The organism is Corynebacterium macginleyi, from assembly GCF_003688935.1.
Lineage (GTDB): Bacteria > Actinomycetota > Actinomycetes > Mycobacteriales > Mycobacteriaceae > Corynebacterium > Corynebacterium macginleyi.
Genome location: NZ_REGE01000003.1, coordinates 127,076 through 145,152, shown reverse-complemented (window position 1 = coordinate 145,152; position 18,077 = coordinate 127,076). Strand labels below are relative to the sequence as shown.

Below are 18,077 nucleotides of genomic sequence, written 5' to 3'. Positions count from 1 at the left end.
GGAGGCCTTTCTTAAATGTGGGAAAGATGTTGTGACAAAAACGAGCCAATATTTTCAACTCGCCAGGTGGGACGTGCGGAATTAGACGGAGAGAATTGGGATTGGATAAGGACAGCTTGTCCACCGCGATCGATGACGGGGGCTAGGTCAAACTCCCAGATATCGCCGAATGCAATGACATTAGGTCCGAAATCATGGGACTCAAGGATCTGTTTCAGACCCTCCGGCTTTCCAACGCTGGTGTGGATTTCATCAAATACGCCAAGGAGTCCTAAAGATTTAAGTGCGTCATCAAGTCCTGTACGAGGCGAGTTTGTGGCCAACAGTGCTTTCCCCGGATATTCGCTGAGGAAGTCTGCTAAGCCAGCTGGGGCAATGATGCCGGTTGTGGCAAGATTCTTGCGTGAATCGAGGTAAGCCTCCTGACAAATTGCTTCCGAAACGTCGAATTGGGCGGAGATGGTGCGCACTAAGTCGTAGCCATCGCGAGGATGATAGGTACCTTCGGGGGTCTTCACGGTGATGGGAGACTCTTGGGAAGCCAGGATGTCTTTGGCGGTATCGAGGATGGTAGAAATTCCAGTGGATTTTGCAATTTTCTCGGCATACGCCAGAACGGGGCCGTGCCCCAGGCTTACGGTGCCATCAAAGTCAAAGAGCAGCACTGGTGGCTTGGGCGCTGTGCCCTGCGGAGAACGTGAATTCATGTCTGTGGACATAAAGTACAAAATAATTTGGGGTTTAGTACTTCGCGACCGGAAGCGGTGAATACCAGGTAAATTTTGGCTGTATTTTTCCCTTTACCCCCGTCTGCTAACCTATCAACCCAGAAGGGGAGTAGTTCCTACGGTGTTTATACGCGCCACGATGACTGGTCGACATACTGGCCTCAAAGCCCGGCCATTCAGCATTGATGCATTCGATGCGAACGAGACCTTCGGACTGATTTTGGTTGCCGAAGGGGAGAGTAAGTAGACCTTGTCTTCTATTAAATACGAGCAGCGCATTTTAGAGCGTTTTATGATGTTGTCCATGGCTGCTGCGGTCGTGACGATTGTCTTAAAATCTTTAGCGGCGTGGCTGACCGGATCGGCTGGCTTCTTCTCTGATGCCATTGAGTCCCTCGTGAACCTCGTAGCGGCCATCGCGGGTTATTGCGCTTTGCGCATTTCCGCAAAGCCTGCCGATCACAACCACCACTTTGGGCACGGCAAGGCGGAGTATATTTCCGCATTAGTTGAGGGGGCGATGATCTTTCTCGCCGCAGGGGCCATCATCTACACCGCAATTCAGCGCCTTTTTACTCCCCAGCCCGTTGAACAGGGCAGTTGGGGTCTTATACTGTCCCTATTGTCCGCGCTACTCAATTTGGCTGTGGGATTGGCCTTAATTAAGGCGGGCAAGCGCTACCGGTCGGCGACGCTGACCGCGGATGGGCATCACCTGATCACGGATGTGTGGACCTCATCGGGCGTACTCGTTGGCATGGCGGCGGTGTATCTTACGCGCTGGCTGTGGCTCGATGCGCTCGTCGCCTTAGCTGTTGGCATCAATATTTTGTGGACGGGTTTCCAGATTTTGCGCGAGTCCGTTAGTAGCCTGCTGTCTGAGGCTCTTCCCCCGGAAGAACAGGATCAAATTTGGAATCTTTTAGCTGAACTGGAGACAGAAAAGTCTGTGACCTTCACGGACCGACGCACGGTAGCCTGGGGCCGGCAAAGAATGGTCTACCTGACCATGGAGGTACCGGCAGACTGGAGCGTGTTGTACTCCCACGAGATTGCTGATGACGTAGAAGTCGCCCTCGACGAGCTTTTCGCCGGATGCAGCGTATTTATCCACGTGGAGCCGGCCGGTGTCGAGCATCGCCGCCCACTTCCATTTCGGCAATAAATAAAGGCCCAGGGCGCTGTGCCCTGAGCGTTTATTCACATTTCTTTAAGCCTTGAGGCTTACTTCCTCGTCGGCGTTTTCTTCCATGATCTGTTTGACGCCGTTTTCGGCTTCATCCCATACCTCTTTGTTCTGGATGCCTGCGCGCTTGGCGACGACCGTCGCGCACAATGCCTGACCCGTGACGTTGAGCGCCGTGCGGCCCATATCAATGATGGGCTCAATGGCTAGCAGTAAGCCGACGCCGGCCAACGGAAGACCTAATGTTGACAGGGTTAGCGTGAGCATGACCGTCGCGCCAGTGGTACCTGCAGTAGCCGCAGAACCAATGACGGAGACGAAAATGATGAGCAGGTACTGAGTGAAGTCTAGGTCCACACCATAGAATTGGGCAACGAAGATTGCAGCAACAGCAGGGTAGACGGAGGCACAGCCATCCATCTTAGTGGTGGCGCCGAGTGGCACTGCAAAGGATGCATACTCGGAGGGCACGCCCAAGGCACGTTCGCTAAAACGTTGCGTTGCGGGCATGACACCCATGGAAGAACGGGTGACAAAGCCCAAGGACGTTACAGGCCAGATTCGTTTGTAGAAGCCCGTGACCGAAATATTGTTGAATTTCAGCACTGCCGGGTAGATCACGGCAAAGACGATTGCCAAGCCGACATACATTACCAATACGAATTTTCCGAGAGAGCCAAGAGCATCCCAGCCGTAGGTAGCAACGGCCTTAGCGATGAGCGCTGCAGTACCAATCGGCGCTAGGCGAATGATCCACCACAGGACTTTCTGAATAACCTTGAGGAAGGATTCCGTAAACTGCAGGAAGGGAGTGGCAGACTTCCCGGTCTGTACAGCTGCAATACCTATAGCCAAAGAGATAACCAGTAGCTGGAGTGCACCGAAGTTAAGGGATATGTCGCCATCGCTGGCAGAAGCCTTAAGACCAATGAAGTTTTGCGGCAACAGCTGATCGAAGAAGGCAGTCCAGGAGCCAACGTGAGACGGATCGTCTGCGGTGGAGGCATCGACGCTCGTGCCCGCGCCGGGCTTCATGACTAAAGCGACGACGATACCCACGATGACGGAGAAGAACGCTGTAATGGCGAACCACACCAACGTAGAAATTGCTAGGGATGCGGCATTCGCGACCTTGCGTAGGTTGGCCACCGAAGTGACTACTGCGGCGAAGATAAGCGGCGGAACCATGACTTTTAGTAGCTGGACGTAAGCGTCACCGATACCGCTAAGAAGGTTGGTCAGCCACCCTGGATTATCTGGATCAGTATCCATCCCAGATGCAATCAGTCCTAGGATGAGGCCGATGATAAGGCCCGCAATGACTTGCGCGCCAAACCCTGTAGCCCAACGAGGCAGCTTGGGGCGAGAGGAAATTTTTTGTGCCATAGAATGTCCTTTATTAATAAAATGAACTGGTCTGACTATTTATTAAGTACGGTTCTGTTCAAATTCGACTAGTCTCACTTTATCCCCCGCGTCAAACCGCAAAGAAATAGGGTCTCGCCTCTAGATCCGTTACTGCTACGACCGGCGGAGGGGACTGCACTGTGACTGCCGTTGACGTTTTCACCTTCAGCCCATCCGCCAACCTCACCCGCCAACCCCACCCTTCGCGCTCACCGCGCGTGTCATTCCCGCCGGTGCTACCAGTCCGGTGAGCGCGAAAGGGCGGTGGGCGATTATGAGGAAACTAAGACAACAGCGTGAACTCATAACAACGGAGCACGGTCAGCTGCCATACTGGAATAATGAAGATTCTGGTAACGGCTTTTGATGCCTTTGGCGGCGAAGAAATTAACCCTACGGAACGCGCATTGGATCGGCTGCCGGATCACATCGGCGGTGCACAGCTAATTAAGCACCTGCTGCCGACTGTGTTCGGTGAAGCACTGAAGCAAGCAGTTGCAGTGGCTGAGAAAGAAGATGTGGACGCGGTGGTTAGCCTGGGGCAAGCTGGTGGGCGGAGCCACATCACTCCGGAGTGGATAGGTATTAACTTGGCGGACGCTTCTATTCCGGATAACGAAGGCAATCAGCCAAGCGACAAACCAGTGGTTGACGGTGGCCCAGCCGCGTACTTTTCCACCCTGCCGGTTAAGGCAATGGTCGCAGCGATTCAGGATGCCGAGCTTCCAGCGCGGGTTTCGACTACTGCGGGAACGTTTGTGTGTAACCAACTGCTCTACGGCCTGCTGCACCATTTCAAAGATACGCAGGTTAAGGCGGGCTTTATTCATGTGCCGTTTATTAAGGAGCAGGCCAAGGAAAACAGCCCGATGCTGGAGCTCGCGGATGTCGTGAGGGGCGTGGAATGTGCGATTAGCGCAGTGGCAAAAAATGCTTAGGGTCACCTTGCTAGAGATATTTTTTGCCCAAAGATAGATTTAAAGTTATGTCTCGCTTAAGTCCTCTCAACTGGCCTGTGGTACGCCAGCTGCGTCGTGGCGATCTGTTTGGCAGGGATATCAATGCACAATCAACCAAGAGCAAGGAGACGCACGGGCGCACAGTGGATGCTGACCGCGTGGTGCAGTCCGTGTGCCCGTATTGCGCCGTTGGTTGCGCCCAGCGCGTCTATGTCAAAGATGACCGGGTAATTCAGATTGAAGGCGATCCGGACTCGCCAATTTCGCGCGGGCGGTTGTGCCCCAAAGGCTCGGCATCGGAGCAGTTGGTCAACTCCGCAACGCGTTTGACCAAGATTAAATACCGCGCACCACACTCCACCGAGTGGCAGGAGCTGGATGAAGACACCGCGATGGACATGATCGCGGATCGCTTCGTGGAAGCGCGCCGGAATGGTTGGCAAGACACCGATGATTCAGGGCGGCCGTTGAATCGCACCATGGGTGTGGCTGGCCTTGGCGGCGCGACCTTGGATAACGAAGAAAACTACCTCATCAAGAAGTTGTTTACCGCCGCCGGTGCGGTGCAGCTCGAAAATCAGGCGCGCATATGACACTCCGCCACAGTTCCTAGTTTAGGAACATCGTTTGGTCGCGGCGGCGCCACCCAACCGCTGCAAGATATGGCGAACGCTGATTGCATCGTCATCGAGGGGTCGAATATGGCCGAGTGTCACCCGGTGGGATTCCAGTGGGTCGTAGAAGCCAAAAAGCGTGGTGCCCGCATCATTCATGTGGACCCGCGGTATACGCGTACCTCTTCGTTCGCCAACCGTCACATTGGTATTCGCGGCGGTACCGACGTAGTGCTGCTGGGCGCGGTCATTAATTACATGCTCCACAATGAGTTGTATTTCCGGGATTATGTCGTTGCGTACACTAACGCGCCGATGATCATCTCTGCGGATTATCAGGACACCGAGGAACTGGACGGACTGTTTTCTGGCTATAACCCGGAAACGGGCACGTACGTGACTGATTCGTGGCAGTACGTGCAAAAGCCCGGAGGTTCTTCTTGGAATGTCGAGCGCGATGACACTTTGCAGCATCCGAATTCGGTATTTCAGATTCTCAAGCGCCACTATGCGCGCTATACCCCACAGCTAGTAGAAGAAACCTGCGGCATCTCGCAGGAAGACTTCTACTACTTGGCGGATTCGATTGCGCAGAATTCCGATCCGGAACACACCACGTGTTTTGCTTATGCATTGGGCTTTACCCAGCACACCTTGGGAGCGCAGTTTATCCGTACCGCCGCCATTTTGCAGCTTTTGATGGGCAATGTAGGCCGGCCGGGGGCCGGAATCATGGCTTTGCGTGGACATGCTTCTATTCAGGGCTCCACCGATATCCCGACGCTGTTTCACTCCCTGCCCGGCTACCTGCCCATGCCGAGTGTAGAGAAGCAGACGTGGTCTGAATTTGTGGATCAGATTCGTGATGAGTCCCAAAAGGGTTTCTGGCAGATTGGTGAGAATTACGCCGTATCCTTGATGAAGTCCTACTGGGGAGATGCGGCGAACGATGAAAATAATTGGGGCTATGATCTCATGCCGCGCATTTCCGGTGCGCATTCTACGTATGAAACCCTGCAAGCGATGCTTAATGGTCAGGTAGATGGATATTTCGTCTTCGGTCAAAACCCGGCGGTAGCGCAGTCTAATGGCGGAATGCAGCGCCGCGGTTTGGCATCGCTAAAGTGGCTGGTTGTGCGCGATTTCCAGGAAATCGAAACCGCTTCGTTCTGGAAGGACGCGCCGGAGATTAAAAACGGCGAGCTCAAGACGGAAGATATCGAAACCGAGGTCTTCTTAATGCCCGCAGCCACTCACGTGGAAAAAGCCGGTACCTTTACCCAAACCCAGCGCATGCTGCAGTGGCGTTTCCAGGCGGCACCGCCGCCAGGTGATGCCAGGAGCGAGTTATGGTTCTTTTACCAGTTGGGAAAGAAACTCAAGGAACGCCTCGGTGATTCCACTGATCCGCGTGATCTCCCGCTCCAGAAGGTGACGTGGGATTACGTGGAAAATGAGGAAGGAGAGCCGAACTCGGAGGACATCCTCAAAGAGATCAATGGCTACTACCTGGATGGGCCCAAGAAGGGCGAACTATTGCCCGCCTTCGTGGAGATGAAAAATGACGGAACTACTTCCGGCGGCTGCTGGATCTACACCGGCGTGTACAAGGATGGCGTTAACCAATCCGCGCGCAAGGTCCCAGGGTCGGAGCAGAACGAGGTCGCACCCGAGTGGGGCTGGGTCTGGCCTGCTAACCGCCGCATTTTGTACAACCGTGCATCGGCCAAGCCGGATGGTACCCCGTGGTCCGAGCGCAAGAAGTACGTTTGGTGGGACGATGCTCAGGGCACATGGGTAGGCGATGACGTTCCTGACTTCCCGGTGACGAAGTCGCCGGACTACAGGGCACCTGCAGATGCCGTCGGTCCGGATGCCCTCGACGGCACGGACGCCTTCATTATGCAGGCGGACGGTCGCGGTTGGCTCTTTGCGCCTTCCGGGCTTTCCGATGGCCCCTTGCCCACCCACTATGAGCCGCAGGAATCTCCGGTGACTAATGTGCTGTATAAGCAGCAGCAATCACCGACGCGTCTGACCATCAAGCGCCCGGATAACCTCCAGCGCCCAGAACCGGGCATGCCCGGTGCCGAGGTTTTCCCGTTCGTATTTTCTACCTATCGCCTAACGGAGATGTATACCTCGGGTGCCATGTCGCGCCGCCTGCCTTTTTTGGCGGAGCTGCAGCCGGGCCTATTCTGTGAGGTGGATAAGGACTTGGCTGCAAAGCGTGGCCTGGAAAATGGCGAGTGGGCGACGATTATCTCGCCGCGCGGTGTAATTGAGGCGCAGGTTTTGGTCACCGATCGCATGCAGATGCTCACGATTAACGGGGAAGAGTTCCACCAGATTGGCCTGCCCTTCCACTACGGCGAGTCTGAGACGACTGCTGTGGCCGGTGACGGCGCTAACGATCTCTTGGGTCTGACGCTCGAACCAAATGTGTTCATTCAGAACTCAAAGATTGGTGCCTGTGATATTCAACCCGGACGTCGGCCGAGGGGAGAAGGCCGCTTGAAGCTGCTCAAGCAGTATCAGGAGCGGGCGCACTTAAGCGTGGATTCCGGCAACGATTTGTTGTCGTTTCCGGACTCATTTACCTATAACCTACAGCCCGAAAGACGGGGTCAGTCTGGGGCAGGTAGTGGTGACGACGGGACTGCAAGTGAGGGCGAAGAAGGTAAGTAAATGTCTAATCTACTGACCGAGGACGCAGCTCGGCACGGCTATGATTCCTACCGCCGCATGGCTTTTTTCACCGATACCTCCGTGTGCATCGGCTGCAAGGCCTGCGAGGTGGCGTGCAAGGAGTGGAACCGCAACCCGGTAGAGGGATACGGTGTCACCGGTGATTCTTATGACAACACCGAAGCCTTAGGTGCCAATACGTGGCGCCACGTGGCCTTTGTGGAACAAAACAATGACCGCATCGAAAAGGCGCGCGAAGAGGGAAAGCAACTAATTTCCCTAGGCATGCCTACCATCGGTGAAAAGCGGGACGAAGTCAATACCACTGCGCCGGATACGGATACGTTCCGTTGGTTAATGTCCTCGGACGTCTGCAAGCACTGCACCCATGCAGGGTGTTTGGACGTGTGCCCAACGGGTGCGCTCTTCCGCACCGAATTTGGCACCGTGGTAGTACAGGATGACGTGTGCAATGGCTGCGGAACGTGCGTAGCGGGTTGCCCCTTTGGAGTCATCGAACGCCGCGATGATGGCGGGGTGTCATTGAAATACGACAAAACCGCGACGGTGGAGCATCAGAATTATTCACACGCCGGCATCAATGTGCTCAAAAAGCTCAAGCATCGCAATCCCCAAGGGACCGACCACACCCCTGGCGAGGCGATGCCGATTAAGAACGTGGGTGTGGCCCAGAAGTGCACCATGTGTTATGACCGCCTGAAACAGGGTGAGCAGCCGGCGTGTTCCAAGACATGTCCCACCGATTCCATCCAGTTCGGCACCTACGAGGACATGCTGGCCGCAGCGAAGGACCGCGTGCGTGTCCTACACGAACAGGGCATAACGGAGGCGCGACTCTATGGCGCGAATGACAACGATGGCGTGGGAGGAACCGGCTCGATTTTCTTATTACTGGATTCGCCAGAGGTCTATGGCCTGCCACCGGATCCGCGCGTGCCCACCGCGGATTTGCCCGGCATGTATAAAACAGCGGCCAAAGCCATTGGGGCGATGGTGCTGGCCGTGGCGGGTTCCTTTGTGATTGGAGGGCGCAGATGAGCGGCTTCGATGAGTACCGGCCCCCGCAGCCGGAGCGACGGAATCGCTACCGCAATTTCGATGGGCCAAAGCGCAAGAAGAAGCGCAAGCGCCCGGGAGCGGGTGCGCAGGACGGCTTAAAAGAAGAACGGATGGCAGAAGACTTCGAGTTTTCTTCTTACTATGGCAGGCCCGTGGTTAAGGCCCCGCCGTGGGAGTGGCCCATCGGTGGGTATCTCTTCTTGGGCGGCATTGCCGGCGGATCGGGCCTTCTGGCCAGCAGTGCACATGCAGCAGGCAACGCGCCATTGCGCAGGACTACACGGGTTGCGGCCTTTGGCGCAGCGGCCGCCGGTTCGGTCTTTTTGATTTTGGATCTGGGCCGACCAGAGCGCGCATTGAATATGTTCCGCGTTTTCAAAGTGACCTCGCCGATGTCGCTCGGCTCGTGGCTGCTGGCCGGTTTTTCCACTGCGGCAGCGATTCCGGCAGCCGCAGAGGTGGATGAAGCGACTAAGCGGAGGTTGCCGCTTCCGAAATGGTTGCGCGCGAGCCTGGGCAAGGCCGCTACCCCTGCTGGGGTGGTAACCGGTGTGCTCGGTGGCCCGCTGGCTGGATACACGGCGGTATTGCTGTCTAATACCTCCAACCCGGTTTGGAACGACATGAAGCGGCACCTGCCCTATGTTTTTGTATCCTCGGCCTCGGCAGCGGCCTCCGGTATGGCGATGATAACTACCCCGGTGCACTACACCGGGCCCGCCCGTGCCTTGGGCATGGCAGCTGCGGTCAGCGATATCGCGGCGACGAAGGTGCTGGAAAATAATATGGAGCCGGAGCCACGCGCGGAATTGCACCACGGATCACCAGGTAAACTCATGCGTGCCTCGGAATACTTGATTGCAGCTGGCGGCGTGGGCAGCGCGGTAGCGGCGGTGACAAAGTCGCGTGCCGTGTCGGTGGCCGCGGGCCTTGCATTGCTTGCCGGATCCGCGTGTACGCGCTTCGGTGTGCTCAACGCGGGCTTGGAGGCGGTCAAGAACCCGGCAACCACAATGGGTCCGCAAAAACGCCGCGCGGAGCGGCGTCGGCGCGAGCAAGGGCTTGCTACTGACGTGCTCAGTGCAGGTTAGTGTGTGGCTAGCTCACCCTAATCGAGGTTGGTAAAGGAACCTGCAAGTTCTTCGCCAATATCCTGCATGCGCGATTGCTCCGCCTCCAAGGACTCGGAATCGCGGTGGAGGTAGTAGTTGACTGCCGCGTCATGCACCGTGGTCACGCAGGTAGTCGAGATGGTACCCTCAACCTCCCAGGCAGAACAATAGAAATGCCGGTCCGCTGCGGTGAAATCGAATGGCTGGTACTTATTTCCAGCGCGCCCCTGAGCGGCATTTTGCTTGTCGATGTCCTCTTCGACCAGCTCCAAGTAACGCTCCGCTGCCGCATCTGGGTCAGCGGGGCACACGGCCTCATTATCGGACTCGTATTTCGTGCCCAGCACGCTTATCTTTTCCGGCGAATCGCCGCCATAGAGCACGGAAAAGGAGTCATCTTCATCGCTGCTGGAAATGGGATCCTGGTTAGCGCCGATCAGGGTGTCCGGCAGGGACGTGCGCAGTTCCGATAATTCGATGGGTGAGCAGCCGCGGTTGGTAGTCCCGTCAGCGCAGGCGACTAGACCCGCGCCGAGGGCGAGGATGGCAAGGGGCAGGCTAAAAATGCGGTGATTCATCTTAGTAAATGGTGATATAGGAATCGTTAGAAAGCGGCGTCGTGCGACCGATGACCGGGTAGCCAGGGACCTCGCCAATGATGAGGAGACCGCCGGAGGTTTGGGCATCGGCAAGCAGCACCAGCTCTCCCTCCGAAAGGGAGGAGGGCTGCAGGCGCGGGCGCACCCAATCCAGGTTGCGGCGCGAGCCTCCCGGGATGAAGCCTTCCGCAAGGGCATCCGTGGCGCCGTCCACGGTGGGCACCGCAGAAAAGTCCAGCTCAGCCGATACGCCTGAGGCGCGGCACATCTTGTATAGGTGGCCCAGTAGCCCAAAACCGGTGACGTCGGTGGCTGCGCGCGCACCGGCGGCAACCGCATCCTGGGCGGCCTGGCGGTTGAGCGCGGTCATGGAATCGATGGCGGCCTGGGATACCTCGCCGGTGGCCTTGTGCTTATTATTTAAAATGCCCACGCCGATGGGCTTGGTCAGCGTAATGGGCAGGCCGGCCTCCGCGGCATCGTTGCGCATGATTTTTTCGGGATCAACGATGCCCGTCGCCGCCATACCGTACAACGGTTCCGGGGCGGTAATGGAATGGCCGCCGGTAATGGAAATGCCCGCCTCGGTGGCCTTATCCATGCCGCCGCGCAGCACCTCGCGCAGGACATCAAGGCCGAGCTTCTCATTGGGCCAGCCCACGAGGTTGATGGCGGTAATGGGGGTGCCACCCATGGCGTAGACATCAGAGAGCGCATTGGCCGCGGCAATCTGGCCCCAGGTATACGGATCATTGACCATGGGGGTGAAAAAGTCTGCGGTGGAAATCACAGCGAGGCCGTTGTCGATCTTAACCGCTGCGGCATCATCGCCATCGTCGAGGCCGACCAGGACATTGGGATCGGCCTTGCCGATGAGCCCTTTTACTGCCGATTCCAATTGCCCGGCGGGAATTTTGCAGGCGCATCCGCCTCCGGCTGCGAAAGAGGTGAGATCAATCTGCTCTGACATGCTGGTCATTTTACCCGCCAGAAAGTGGTGGGGTGGCGGCGATGGAGTACGCGGGAGACCTGTAAAATAGCCAGGCGGAGGCGTCCGCGTCCTGGTGGGCGTCCCGGTCTTCAAAACCGGTGAGGCCGAGCATCTCGGTCTGGCAGGTTCGATTCCTGTCCGTCTCCGCCATACGCGCGCAAGGAGGAAAACGAGTGCCGAGCCAACCTGTTGGTCGCCCCGCGAATAATGCCCGTGATCCCCGCCGGAATTTACCCCGCATGGATGAGCTTTTGCGCCTATACGCGGTAGAAAGCGCGCGAGAGACAATCGCTGAACACGCCATCCGCGCCACGCTTACCGGCGTGTTGGCCGCGGCCCGACGCGGGGACGTCCCGGTTGCCGGCGTGGAGCAAGAAATAGCGCGGCGCTTGGCGCGGCACAGTACCCATTCCCTGCACCCGGTTATCAACGCTACGGGTGTGATCATACATACGAACTTAGGCCGTGCCCCACTGCCCGCGGCCGCGATCGACGCGTTGCAGGACGCGGCCGGATATACCGATGTGGAAATGGATTTAGATACCGGGCGGCGCTCATCTCGGCGTGGTGCCGGTGCCACCCAGGCGCTATTGGCGGCGTGCCCCGGCGCGGAAGATGCGCTGGTGGTCAATAATGGCGCGGCGGCCTTATTGCTAGCCACGGCCGCGCTGGCCCCGGGTAAGGAGGTCATCATTTCGCGCGGCGAGCTCATCGAGATCGGCGCGGGTTTCCGCCTGCCGGAGCTTATTGAATCTACCGCGACGCGCCTGCGCGAGGTGGGCGCGACGAACCGGACGCACCTGCACGATTATGAAGCCGCGCTGGGGGAGGAGACCGGGGCGATTGTGAAGGTGCACCCGTCCAATTTTCGGATTGAGGGGTTTAGCTCCTCTGTGGGCGTGGGTGAGCTGGCACAGCTGGCGAAGAAACAAGGCACGAACCTCATTGTGGATCTCGGCTCGGGTTTGCTTACCCACGATCCGGTGCTGCCAGACGAGCCCGATATTCACGCGCAGCTGCAAGCGGGGGCAGATATTGTCATCGCCTCGGGCGATAAGCTCTTGGGTGGGCCGCAAGCTGGCATTTTGTTGGGTACCAAGGAGGCGATTGCGGCGGTGAAAAAGCACCCGTTGGCGAGAGCGGTGCGCATAGATAAACTGCGGCTCAACGCCTTGGAGGCCGCCATCACGACGCCTGCGAATGCGGTTAATCGGGCCCTCCACATAGACCCGGCGCGCCACCGCGAGCGCACCGAGGCGATCGCCGTCGCGGTGGGTGGCGACGTAGTCGACCACGCCGGCCGAGTGGGCGGGGGAGGAGCCCCCGAGTACCCACTGCCTGGTGTTGCTGTATCCCTGCCGGAGGAACTTGCACCAAAGCTGCGTCAGCACAGCCCGCCGGTGGTGGCGCGCCAGCACCAGGGCCGCTGCCTTATTGACGTGCGCTGCGTGCCCGAGGACCAGGACGAGGTGCTCATCGCGGCTATCCGGGCGGTGATGTAGGTGTACGTTATCGCGACCGCCGGACATGTCGATCATGGCAAGTCCAGCCTGGTGCGCGCCTTAACGGATATGGATCCGGATAGGTGGGCCGAGGAAAAGCGCCGTGGGCTCACCATTGACCTGGGCTTTGTCTGGACGGCGCTACCCTCTGGTGCGGACGTGGCGTTTGTCGATGTCCCCGGCCATGAAAAGTTCTTTGGCAATATGCTCGCCGGGGTGGGCCCAGCCTCCGTGGTGCTCTTCGTGGTTGCCGCGGATGAGGGCTGGCAGGCCCAATCCACCGACCACCGCGATGCGCTGCACGCGCTGGGCATTGAGCACGGGATTATCGCCCTGACCCGCAGCGACCGCGCCGATGAAACGCGCCGCGCGGAGGTTGCCGCCGAGGTGCGCACACATTTTTCTGCCACGCCGCTTGCCGATGCCCCCATCATCCCCGTCTCCTCCCACACCGGCGAGGGCCTGGCGGAACTGGGAGCGGCGCTCGATGAATTGCTCGCCCGCGTGCCCGTACCCGCGATAGATGCCCCGGTGCGGCTGTGGATCGATCGCTGCTTTAGCGTCAAGGGCGCGGGAACCGTCGTGACCGGGACACTTAGCGCCGGGGCGCTGCGCACCGGCGATAACCTAGTGATTTCTACTGTGGCAGGGGATAAGCCCGTCGAAATCCGTGGCCTGCACAGCGAAAATACCGCGCGGGAATCCTTGGGCCCCGTAACACGTGCCGCAGTCAACCTCCGCGGGGTCGATGCCGCCGATATCCACCGCGGTGACCTGCTACTTACACCTGATGCATGGCGCGGTATCGATGTGGTAGACGTCCACCGCACCTTTGGCACCGCGCTTGATGAACTGCCCGATAACCTCGTGATTCACTGCGGTACCGCCAGGGTAGAAGCGCACCTGCGGCCGCTATCTGCGGACTTCGCCCGCTTGCGCTTATCGCGCAGGTTGCCGCTGGTTATCTTAGACCGCCTGGTCCTCCGCAGCCCCGGTGGCCTACATGTTAGCGCCGGAGCGGAGGTCATCGATGTGCGCCCGCCGGAGCTAAGCCGCCGTGGCGCTGCCCGCAAGCGGGCCGAGGCATTGGCGGAGCTGACCTCTTTCCGCAATCCGTCCTACTACCTGCAGCGCGAGGGTTATGCCCGGCGCGCGGATTTAGAGATTGATGGTTATTCCACCGACGCCACCCCGCCAGGCATCATTAGCTTCCACCAGTGGTGGATTGCCGCCCGCCAGGTAACGCGCTGGAAGGAGACCCTGACTACCGCGCTGCAGGAGCATGCTGCGGCGAACCCGCTTGCACGAGGCATGCCGCGCAAAGCGGCTCTCAATACCTTGGGCCTGAAGGAAGAGGGCCTACTGCCCGTGGCGGTGGCTGCCGCGCACGCGGAAGAATCGGCAGGTCTTACACATTTGCCGGGCCATACCGTGGACCTTGGTGCCGCCGAGCCCGCCGTGGCAAAGGTCGAGCGCACTTTAGAAAAAGATCCCTTCGCGGCACCGGCGGCCCACGAACTAAAAGAGCTGGGACTTAAAGGTAAAGAATTGGCCGCCGCTGAACGCGCCGGGCGCCTGCTGCGCCTGAAAGACGGCATCATTGTCCTACCGGACGCGCCGCACAAAGCGCGGGAGCACCTAGCGCGACTCGATCAGCCCTTTACCTTGTCTGCCGCCCGGCAAGCGCTAGGGACCACCCGCAGGGTAGCCATCCCGCTCTTGGAATATCTCGATGCCCACGGTATTACCCGCCGCGGCGAGGGCGGCACGCGCACGCTGCGCTGAGCAAGTCCGGCTGACTTATTTGCGGTGATTTCCGCCGCGCGGGCGGGACTGCTCACGTGCCACGCGCCGGGCACGCACCCGGGCAGACTGGGAAGAAAAACGGCCCGGTTCCTCAGCCACGGGAAGCGCCCGCCAGCTCAGATTCTGTGAGCCCGGCATCGACGAGACCAAGTCGGCCAAGCCGCTGCTAGCAGGCGGTGCCGCAGCCTCACCCTCATCGCGGTTACGAGGCGCAGGTGGGGTAGTCGGTCCTTCTTTGTCTTCCTTGGTGCTGTCCCCTTGGGCAGCGTCGTTCTCTGGGGTAGCACCGTCCCTTGGGGTAGCACCGTCTTCCGGGGTAGCGCTGGGCGTTGCGGGCGACGCTTCGGCGGAGCCCAAATCCTTGTTGGCACTCGGGCTGACTGGGCGCCGGGAACCAGTGGGAAGATCGCCGGCAATGTCGGCGGACTCCAGCGCGAACTCCCAGTACTCGGGCGGGGCTGGGGTGGCCCGGCGGGATGTGGTGGCACCGGGAAGCGCGGTGCGGGCAGACGATACCCGCAAGTGTGGCACCGCCGGGGAGAATAATTCGGCATCTGTGGCATCCACCGCAGGTATATCCACAGCGATCATCCCGCCACCGCTATAGGCACGGGCGGCCAATACAGTACCGGCTTCTTGCGCCGCCGCATACGCGGCGCGCAGACCCGGCAACTGGCTCAACGCGCCGCACGGACCGAGCACAGTATCGCCACACGAGGCCACGACGGCATCATCGATGACCTTGAGTGTGACAAAGAATTGCTGCGTATCAAGGTGGGTTAGCTGGGAATCGGTCAGGTCTCCCGCCGCACTATCAACCACTGCACCGTGGCCGCCGGCGAGCAGCACCGATTCGGCCGGCTGGTCGTTGACTGGCACCATCCACGGCCACAGACCGAGGGAGACAGCAACCTCGAGTTCGCCATCTACAATGCCGACTGTGGCCATCGTGTGCGGGGCGGCCTGCGAGGTCTTTAACCGGTGCAGGTCAGGGTATGCGGCTGCTTCTACCTCGTCGAGAAACCCGATGAAACCAAAATCTGAACGCACCCGCCAGCCGTTGGAGTAGGTATCGGGCTCTAGGGAGACATCGATAAGAGTAGGCTGACTACCCACGCCAGGAATGCTGAGCACCGTGCCGGAGATGGCATGTTCTAAAATTGCGACGTGTTCGACGCCGAAGTAGCTGGTAGCAAGGGGGTAGGGCACCATATGATGACAGCAGCTCCAAAGCTTTAAAGCGGACTTAACGTACGAGTTTCATTTTACGCATGTGGGGGTAAAACATCGCTTAGGCGGTGGTTTTGGGCAATGTTCGTTAACGTATCAATGATGCCCAGAATTTGAATAGTGAAGAAGGAGATAGGAGTAGGGCTTTGCCATCTAATTCATCGCCCCGGCCCACTATCGGAACCACGAGTGGACTGCAGAACGTCAATAACACGGAAGAAAACCAAAAGCGCGTGCGCGGTGCCAAGCGCGTTCTGCACGACATCATGTACCCGCACAATATTCACCCTGCTTTGGTTCCTGGCGTGTCGATTGAGGAGCAAAAAGTTAAATACAGCGTGGATAAGACCATTCTGGGCGTCGTCGGCGGTTTCGTTATCGCCTTCGTGGTCTGGGGTGTGCTTGCCCCCGAACAGGTTTTTAATACCTCCTCCACGGCCTTGGACTGGGTCATGCGCAACTTAGGTTGGGTCTTTACTACCCTGGCAACCTTCCTCATGTTCTTGCTGCTGATTCTGGCCTTTTCCAAATACGGGAAAATCCCGCTTGGTGTGGATGGTGAAAAGCCAGAGTTTTCCACGATTAGCTGGGCCGCCATGCTCTTTGGCGCAGGTATCGGCATTGGACTTATCTTCTTTGGCCCCTATGAACCGCTTACTCACTACCTCTCGCCGCGCCCTGGTGCCTATGAAGCCGCCAGCGATGAAGCGGTGCTTGGCGCGCTGGCCCAATCGGCCATGCACTGGGGTCTTAATGCGTGGGCAATCTACGCCATCGTCGGACTGTGCGTGGCCTATGTGTCCTTCCGGCGCGGCCGCGTACCCCTGATGAGCTCCATCTTGATGCCGCTATTTGGCAACCGCTCCACCGATTCCACACCGGCGCGCATTATCGATGGCCTGGCGATCATCGCGACGCTCTTTGGTACCGCGGCCACCCTGGGCATTGGCGCGCTGCAGATCGGCCGCGGCGTGGAAATCGTCAGCGGCTGGTCTACCGCCGGCAATACCGCGGCCTTAGTAATCATCATTGTGCTTTCCATTGGTACGATCTTTTCCGCCGTGTCTGGTCTGGCTAAGGGCGTGCGGTGGTTATCCAATATCAACCTGGTATTGGCGCTGGGCATCGCGATTTTCTTCTTCGTTATCGGACCAACTGCCTTGCTAGCCAATATGATGCCCGCAGTCATCGTCGAGTACCTCGATAACACTCCCGAAATGTTGTCCGCCAATATGGGCGAGGGTGAAGAAATGGTGTCCTTCCTGTCCTCGTGGACCACGTTCTACTGGGCCTGGTGGGTATCGTGGTCGCCGTTCGTTGGCGTATTCGTGGCCAAGATTTCCCGTGGGCGCACCATCCGCCAATTCATCCTCGGCGTGCTGCTTATTCCTTCCGCCATCATCATCGCCGCATTCACCATCTTGGGTGGCACCACCATTTGGCTACAGCGCAGCGATGGCGATATCGCTCCCGATGGCACCATCGATTCCCTGCCGGCGGCCGAAGACATTTTCTTCAACGTCCTAGGCCATTTCCCCGGATCGAATTGGATGGCCCCGCTGGTCATTGTCATGCTCGTGGTATTTTTCATCACCACTGCGGACTCGGCTTCACTGGTCAATTCCCAGCTCACCCAGCGTGGCAACCCACAGCCAAAACCCATGGTGACCGTCTTTTGGGTTCTCTGCATGGCAGGCATCGCCGTGGTCATCCTCATGTCCGGCGGTAAAAATGCTCTGCAAGGCCTGCAAAACCTGATCACCATTACAGCGCTTCCCTTTGCCGTCATCATCGTGTTGATGTGCATTGCCCTCATGAAGGAACTGCAAGACGATCCAGCCTCCATCCGTCACTATTACGAGCACCAGGCTGTCTCCAATGCGGTCATCCACGGCGTACGCGATTACGGCGATAATTTTGCCCTGGCTGTTGAGCCCACCGCGGGAGATTCCGATTACGCCACCGGTGGCGAATTTGATTCCACCGCCGCCGAGGTCACTGAGTGGTACGCGCGCACCGATGAGGAAGGCCATGCCATCGGCTACGACTACGAGTCCGGCCGCTACGTGGATGAAGATCCTTCGGTGGCGGATGGCGAGTTCGTATCTGGCACCGCGGAAGACGATGCCCAGACCCCGCCTGCTCATTAAGGACCGAGAATTTTAGTTAGGTACT

At 58.5% G+C, this 18,077-nt stretch carries 13 protein-coding genes and 1 tRNA gene; 9 read left to right on the top strand and 5 right to left on the bottom strand.

The features are described from left to right. Positions 1-11 precede the first annotated feature (11 nt). Positions 12-707: an HAD family hydrolase gene (locus D9V82_RS03990; protein ID WP_147444089.1), complete on the bottom strand. Its 696-nt coding sequence runs from the start codon at positions 705-707 to the stop codon at positions 12-14. Between the two features lie 271 nt (positions 708-978). Here D9V82_RS03990 and D9V82_RS03985 point away from each other — a divergent pair, with 271 nt between their 5' ends. Continuing rightward, positions 979-1,893 carry a cation diffusion facilitator family transporter gene (locus D9V82_RS03985; RefSeq protein WP_121911099.1) on the top strand — a complete coding sequence of 305 codons (915 nt, stop codon included), beginning with the start codon at positions 979-981 and terminating at the stop codon, positions 1,891-1,893. A gap of 45 nt (positions 1,894-1,938) precedes the next feature. Here the strand turns inward: D9V82_RS03985 and D9V82_RS03980 are convergent, their stop codons facing one another. Continuing rightward, a complete protein-coding gene (locus D9V82_RS03980; RefSeq protein ID WP_121911098.1) occupies positions 1,939-3,300 on the bottom strand; it encodes a dicarboxylate/amino acid:cation symporter in 1,362 nt (453 codons plus the stop codon). A gap of 362 nt (positions 3,301-3,662) precedes the next feature. Between D9V82_RS03980 and pcp the strand changes: the two genes are divergently transcribed. The 4 genes from pcp to nrfD are packed head-to-tail and all read left to right on the top strand — an operon-like array spanning position 3,663 to position 9,753. Beyond that, positions 3,663-4,259, top strand: a complete 597-nt coding sequence (gene pcp, locus D9V82_RS03975) for a pyroglutamyl-peptidase I (RefSeq protein ID WP_121911097.1) — start codon at positions 3,663-3,665, stop codon at positions 4,257-4,259. Between the two features lie 47 nt (positions 4,260-4,306). Beyond that, entirely contained in the window at positions 4,307-7,582 is a 3,276-nt protein-coding gene (gene fdnG / locus D9V82_RS03965; RefSeq protein ID WP_239088588.1) for a formate dehydrogenase-N subunit alpha, read from the top strand. Next, positions 7,583-8,641: a 4Fe-4S dicluster domain-containing protein gene (locus D9V82_RS03960; RefSeq protein WP_121911094.1), complete on the top strand. Its 1,059-nt coding sequence runs from the start codon at positions 7,583-7,585 to the stop codon at positions 8,639-8,641. It begins immediately after the preceding gene. Continuing rightward, positions 8,638-9,753 carry an NrfD/PsrC family molybdoenzyme membrane anchor subunit gene (gene nrfD, locus D9V82_RS03955; RefSeq protein ID WP_121911093.1) on the top strand — a complete coding sequence of 372 codons (1,116 nt, stop codon included), beginning with the start codon at positions 8,638-8,640 and terminating at the stop codon, positions 9,751-9,753. Before D9V82_RS03960 ends, nrfD begins: the two co-directional genes overlap by 4 nt. A gap of 17 nt (positions 9,754-9,770) precedes the next feature. On the opposite strand, the gene D9V82_RS03950 is transcribed toward nrfD, so the two are convergent. Next, positions 9,771-10,352 carry a hypothetical protein gene (locus D9V82_RS03950; protein WP_121911092.1) on the bottom strand — a complete coding sequence of 194 codons (582 nt, stop codon included), beginning with the start codon at positions 10,350-10,352 and terminating at the stop codon, positions 9,771-9,773. A 1-nt stretch (position 10,353) separates the two neighbouring features. Beyond that, positions 10,354-11,343 (bottom strand): selenide, water dikinase SelD, encoded by a 990-nt coding sequence (gene selD, locus D9V82_RS03945; protein WP_121911091.1) that lies wholly within the window; start codon positions 11,341-11,343, stop codon positions 10,354-10,356. A gap of 76 nt (positions 11,344-11,419) precedes the next feature. On the opposite strand from selD, the gene D9V82_RS03940 reads away from it, so the two are divergent. From D9V82_RS03940 to selB, 3 genes are all read left to right on the top strand, one after another. Continuing rightward, positions 11,420-11,514, top strand: a tRNA-Sec gene (locus D9V82_RS03940). A gap of 23 nt (positions 11,515-11,537) precedes the next feature. Next, entirely contained in the window at positions 11,538-12,866 is a 1,329-nt protein-coding gene (gene selA / locus D9V82_RS03935; protein ID WP_259466242.1) for an L-seryl-tRNA(Sec) selenium transferase, read from the top strand. Continuing rightward, positions 12,867-14,651: a selenocysteine-specific translation elongation factor gene (gene selB, locus D9V82_RS03930; RefSeq protein WP_121911090.1), complete on the top strand. Its 1,785-nt coding sequence runs from the start codon at positions 12,867-12,869 to the stop codon at positions 14,649-14,651. A gap of 15 nt (positions 14,652-14,666) precedes the next feature. On the opposite strand, the gene D9V82_RS03925 is transcribed toward selB, so the two are convergent. After that, entirely contained in the window at positions 14,667-15,884 is a 1,218-nt protein-coding gene (locus D9V82_RS03925; protein ID WP_121911089.1) for a hypothetical protein, read from the bottom strand. Positions 15,885-16,168: 284 nt separating this feature from the next. Here D9V82_RS03925 and D9V82_RS03920 point away from each other — a divergent pair, with 284 nt between their 5' ends. Further along, a complete protein-coding gene (locus tag D9V82_RS03920; RefSeq protein ID WP_375231823.1) occupies positions 16,169-18,052 on the top strand; it encodes a BCCT family transporter in 1,884 nt (627 codons plus the stop codon). The last annotated feature ends 25 nt before the right edge of the window (positions 18,053-18,077 follow it).

Excerpts from the sequence above, each read along its gene's own strand:
- D9V82_RS03920 (WP_375231823.1), top strand. The coding sequence starts at position 16,169 with ATGTACCCGCACAATATTCACCCTGCTTTGGTTCCTGGCGTGTCGATT.
- D9V82_RS03950 (WP_121911092.1), bottom strand. The coding sequence starts at position 10,352 with ATGAATCACCGCATTTTTAGCCTGCCCCTTGCCATCCTCGCCCTCGGC.
- D9V82_RS03990 (WP_147444089.1), bottom strand. The coding sequence starts at position 707 with ATGAATTCACGTTCTCCGCAGGGCACAGCGCCCAAGCCACCAGTGCTG.
- D9V82_RS03925 (WP_121911089.1), bottom strand. The coding sequence starts at position 15,884 with ATGGTGCCCTACCCCCTTGCTACCAGCTACTTCGGCGTCGAACACGTC.
- pcp (WP_121911097.1), top strand. The coding sequence starts at position 3,663 with ATGAAGATTCTGGTAACGGCTTTTGATGCCTTTGGCGGCGAAGAAATT.
- D9V82_RS03980 (WP_121911098.1), bottom strand. The coding sequence starts at position 3,300 with ATGGCACAAAAAATTTCCTCTCGCCCCAAGCTGCCTCGTTGGGCTACA.
- nrfD (WP_121911093.1), top strand. The coding sequence starts at position 8,638 with ATGAGCGGCTTCGATGAGTACCGGCCCCCGCAGCCGGAGCGACGGAAT.
- D9V82_RS03960 (WP_121911094.1), top strand. The coding sequence starts at position 7,583 with ATGTCTAATCTACTGACCGAGGACGCAGCTCGGCACGGCTATGATTCC.
- selD (WP_121911091.1), bottom strand. The coding sequence starts at position 11,343 with ATGTCAGAGCAGATTGATCTCACCTCTTTCGCAGCCGGAGGCGGATGC.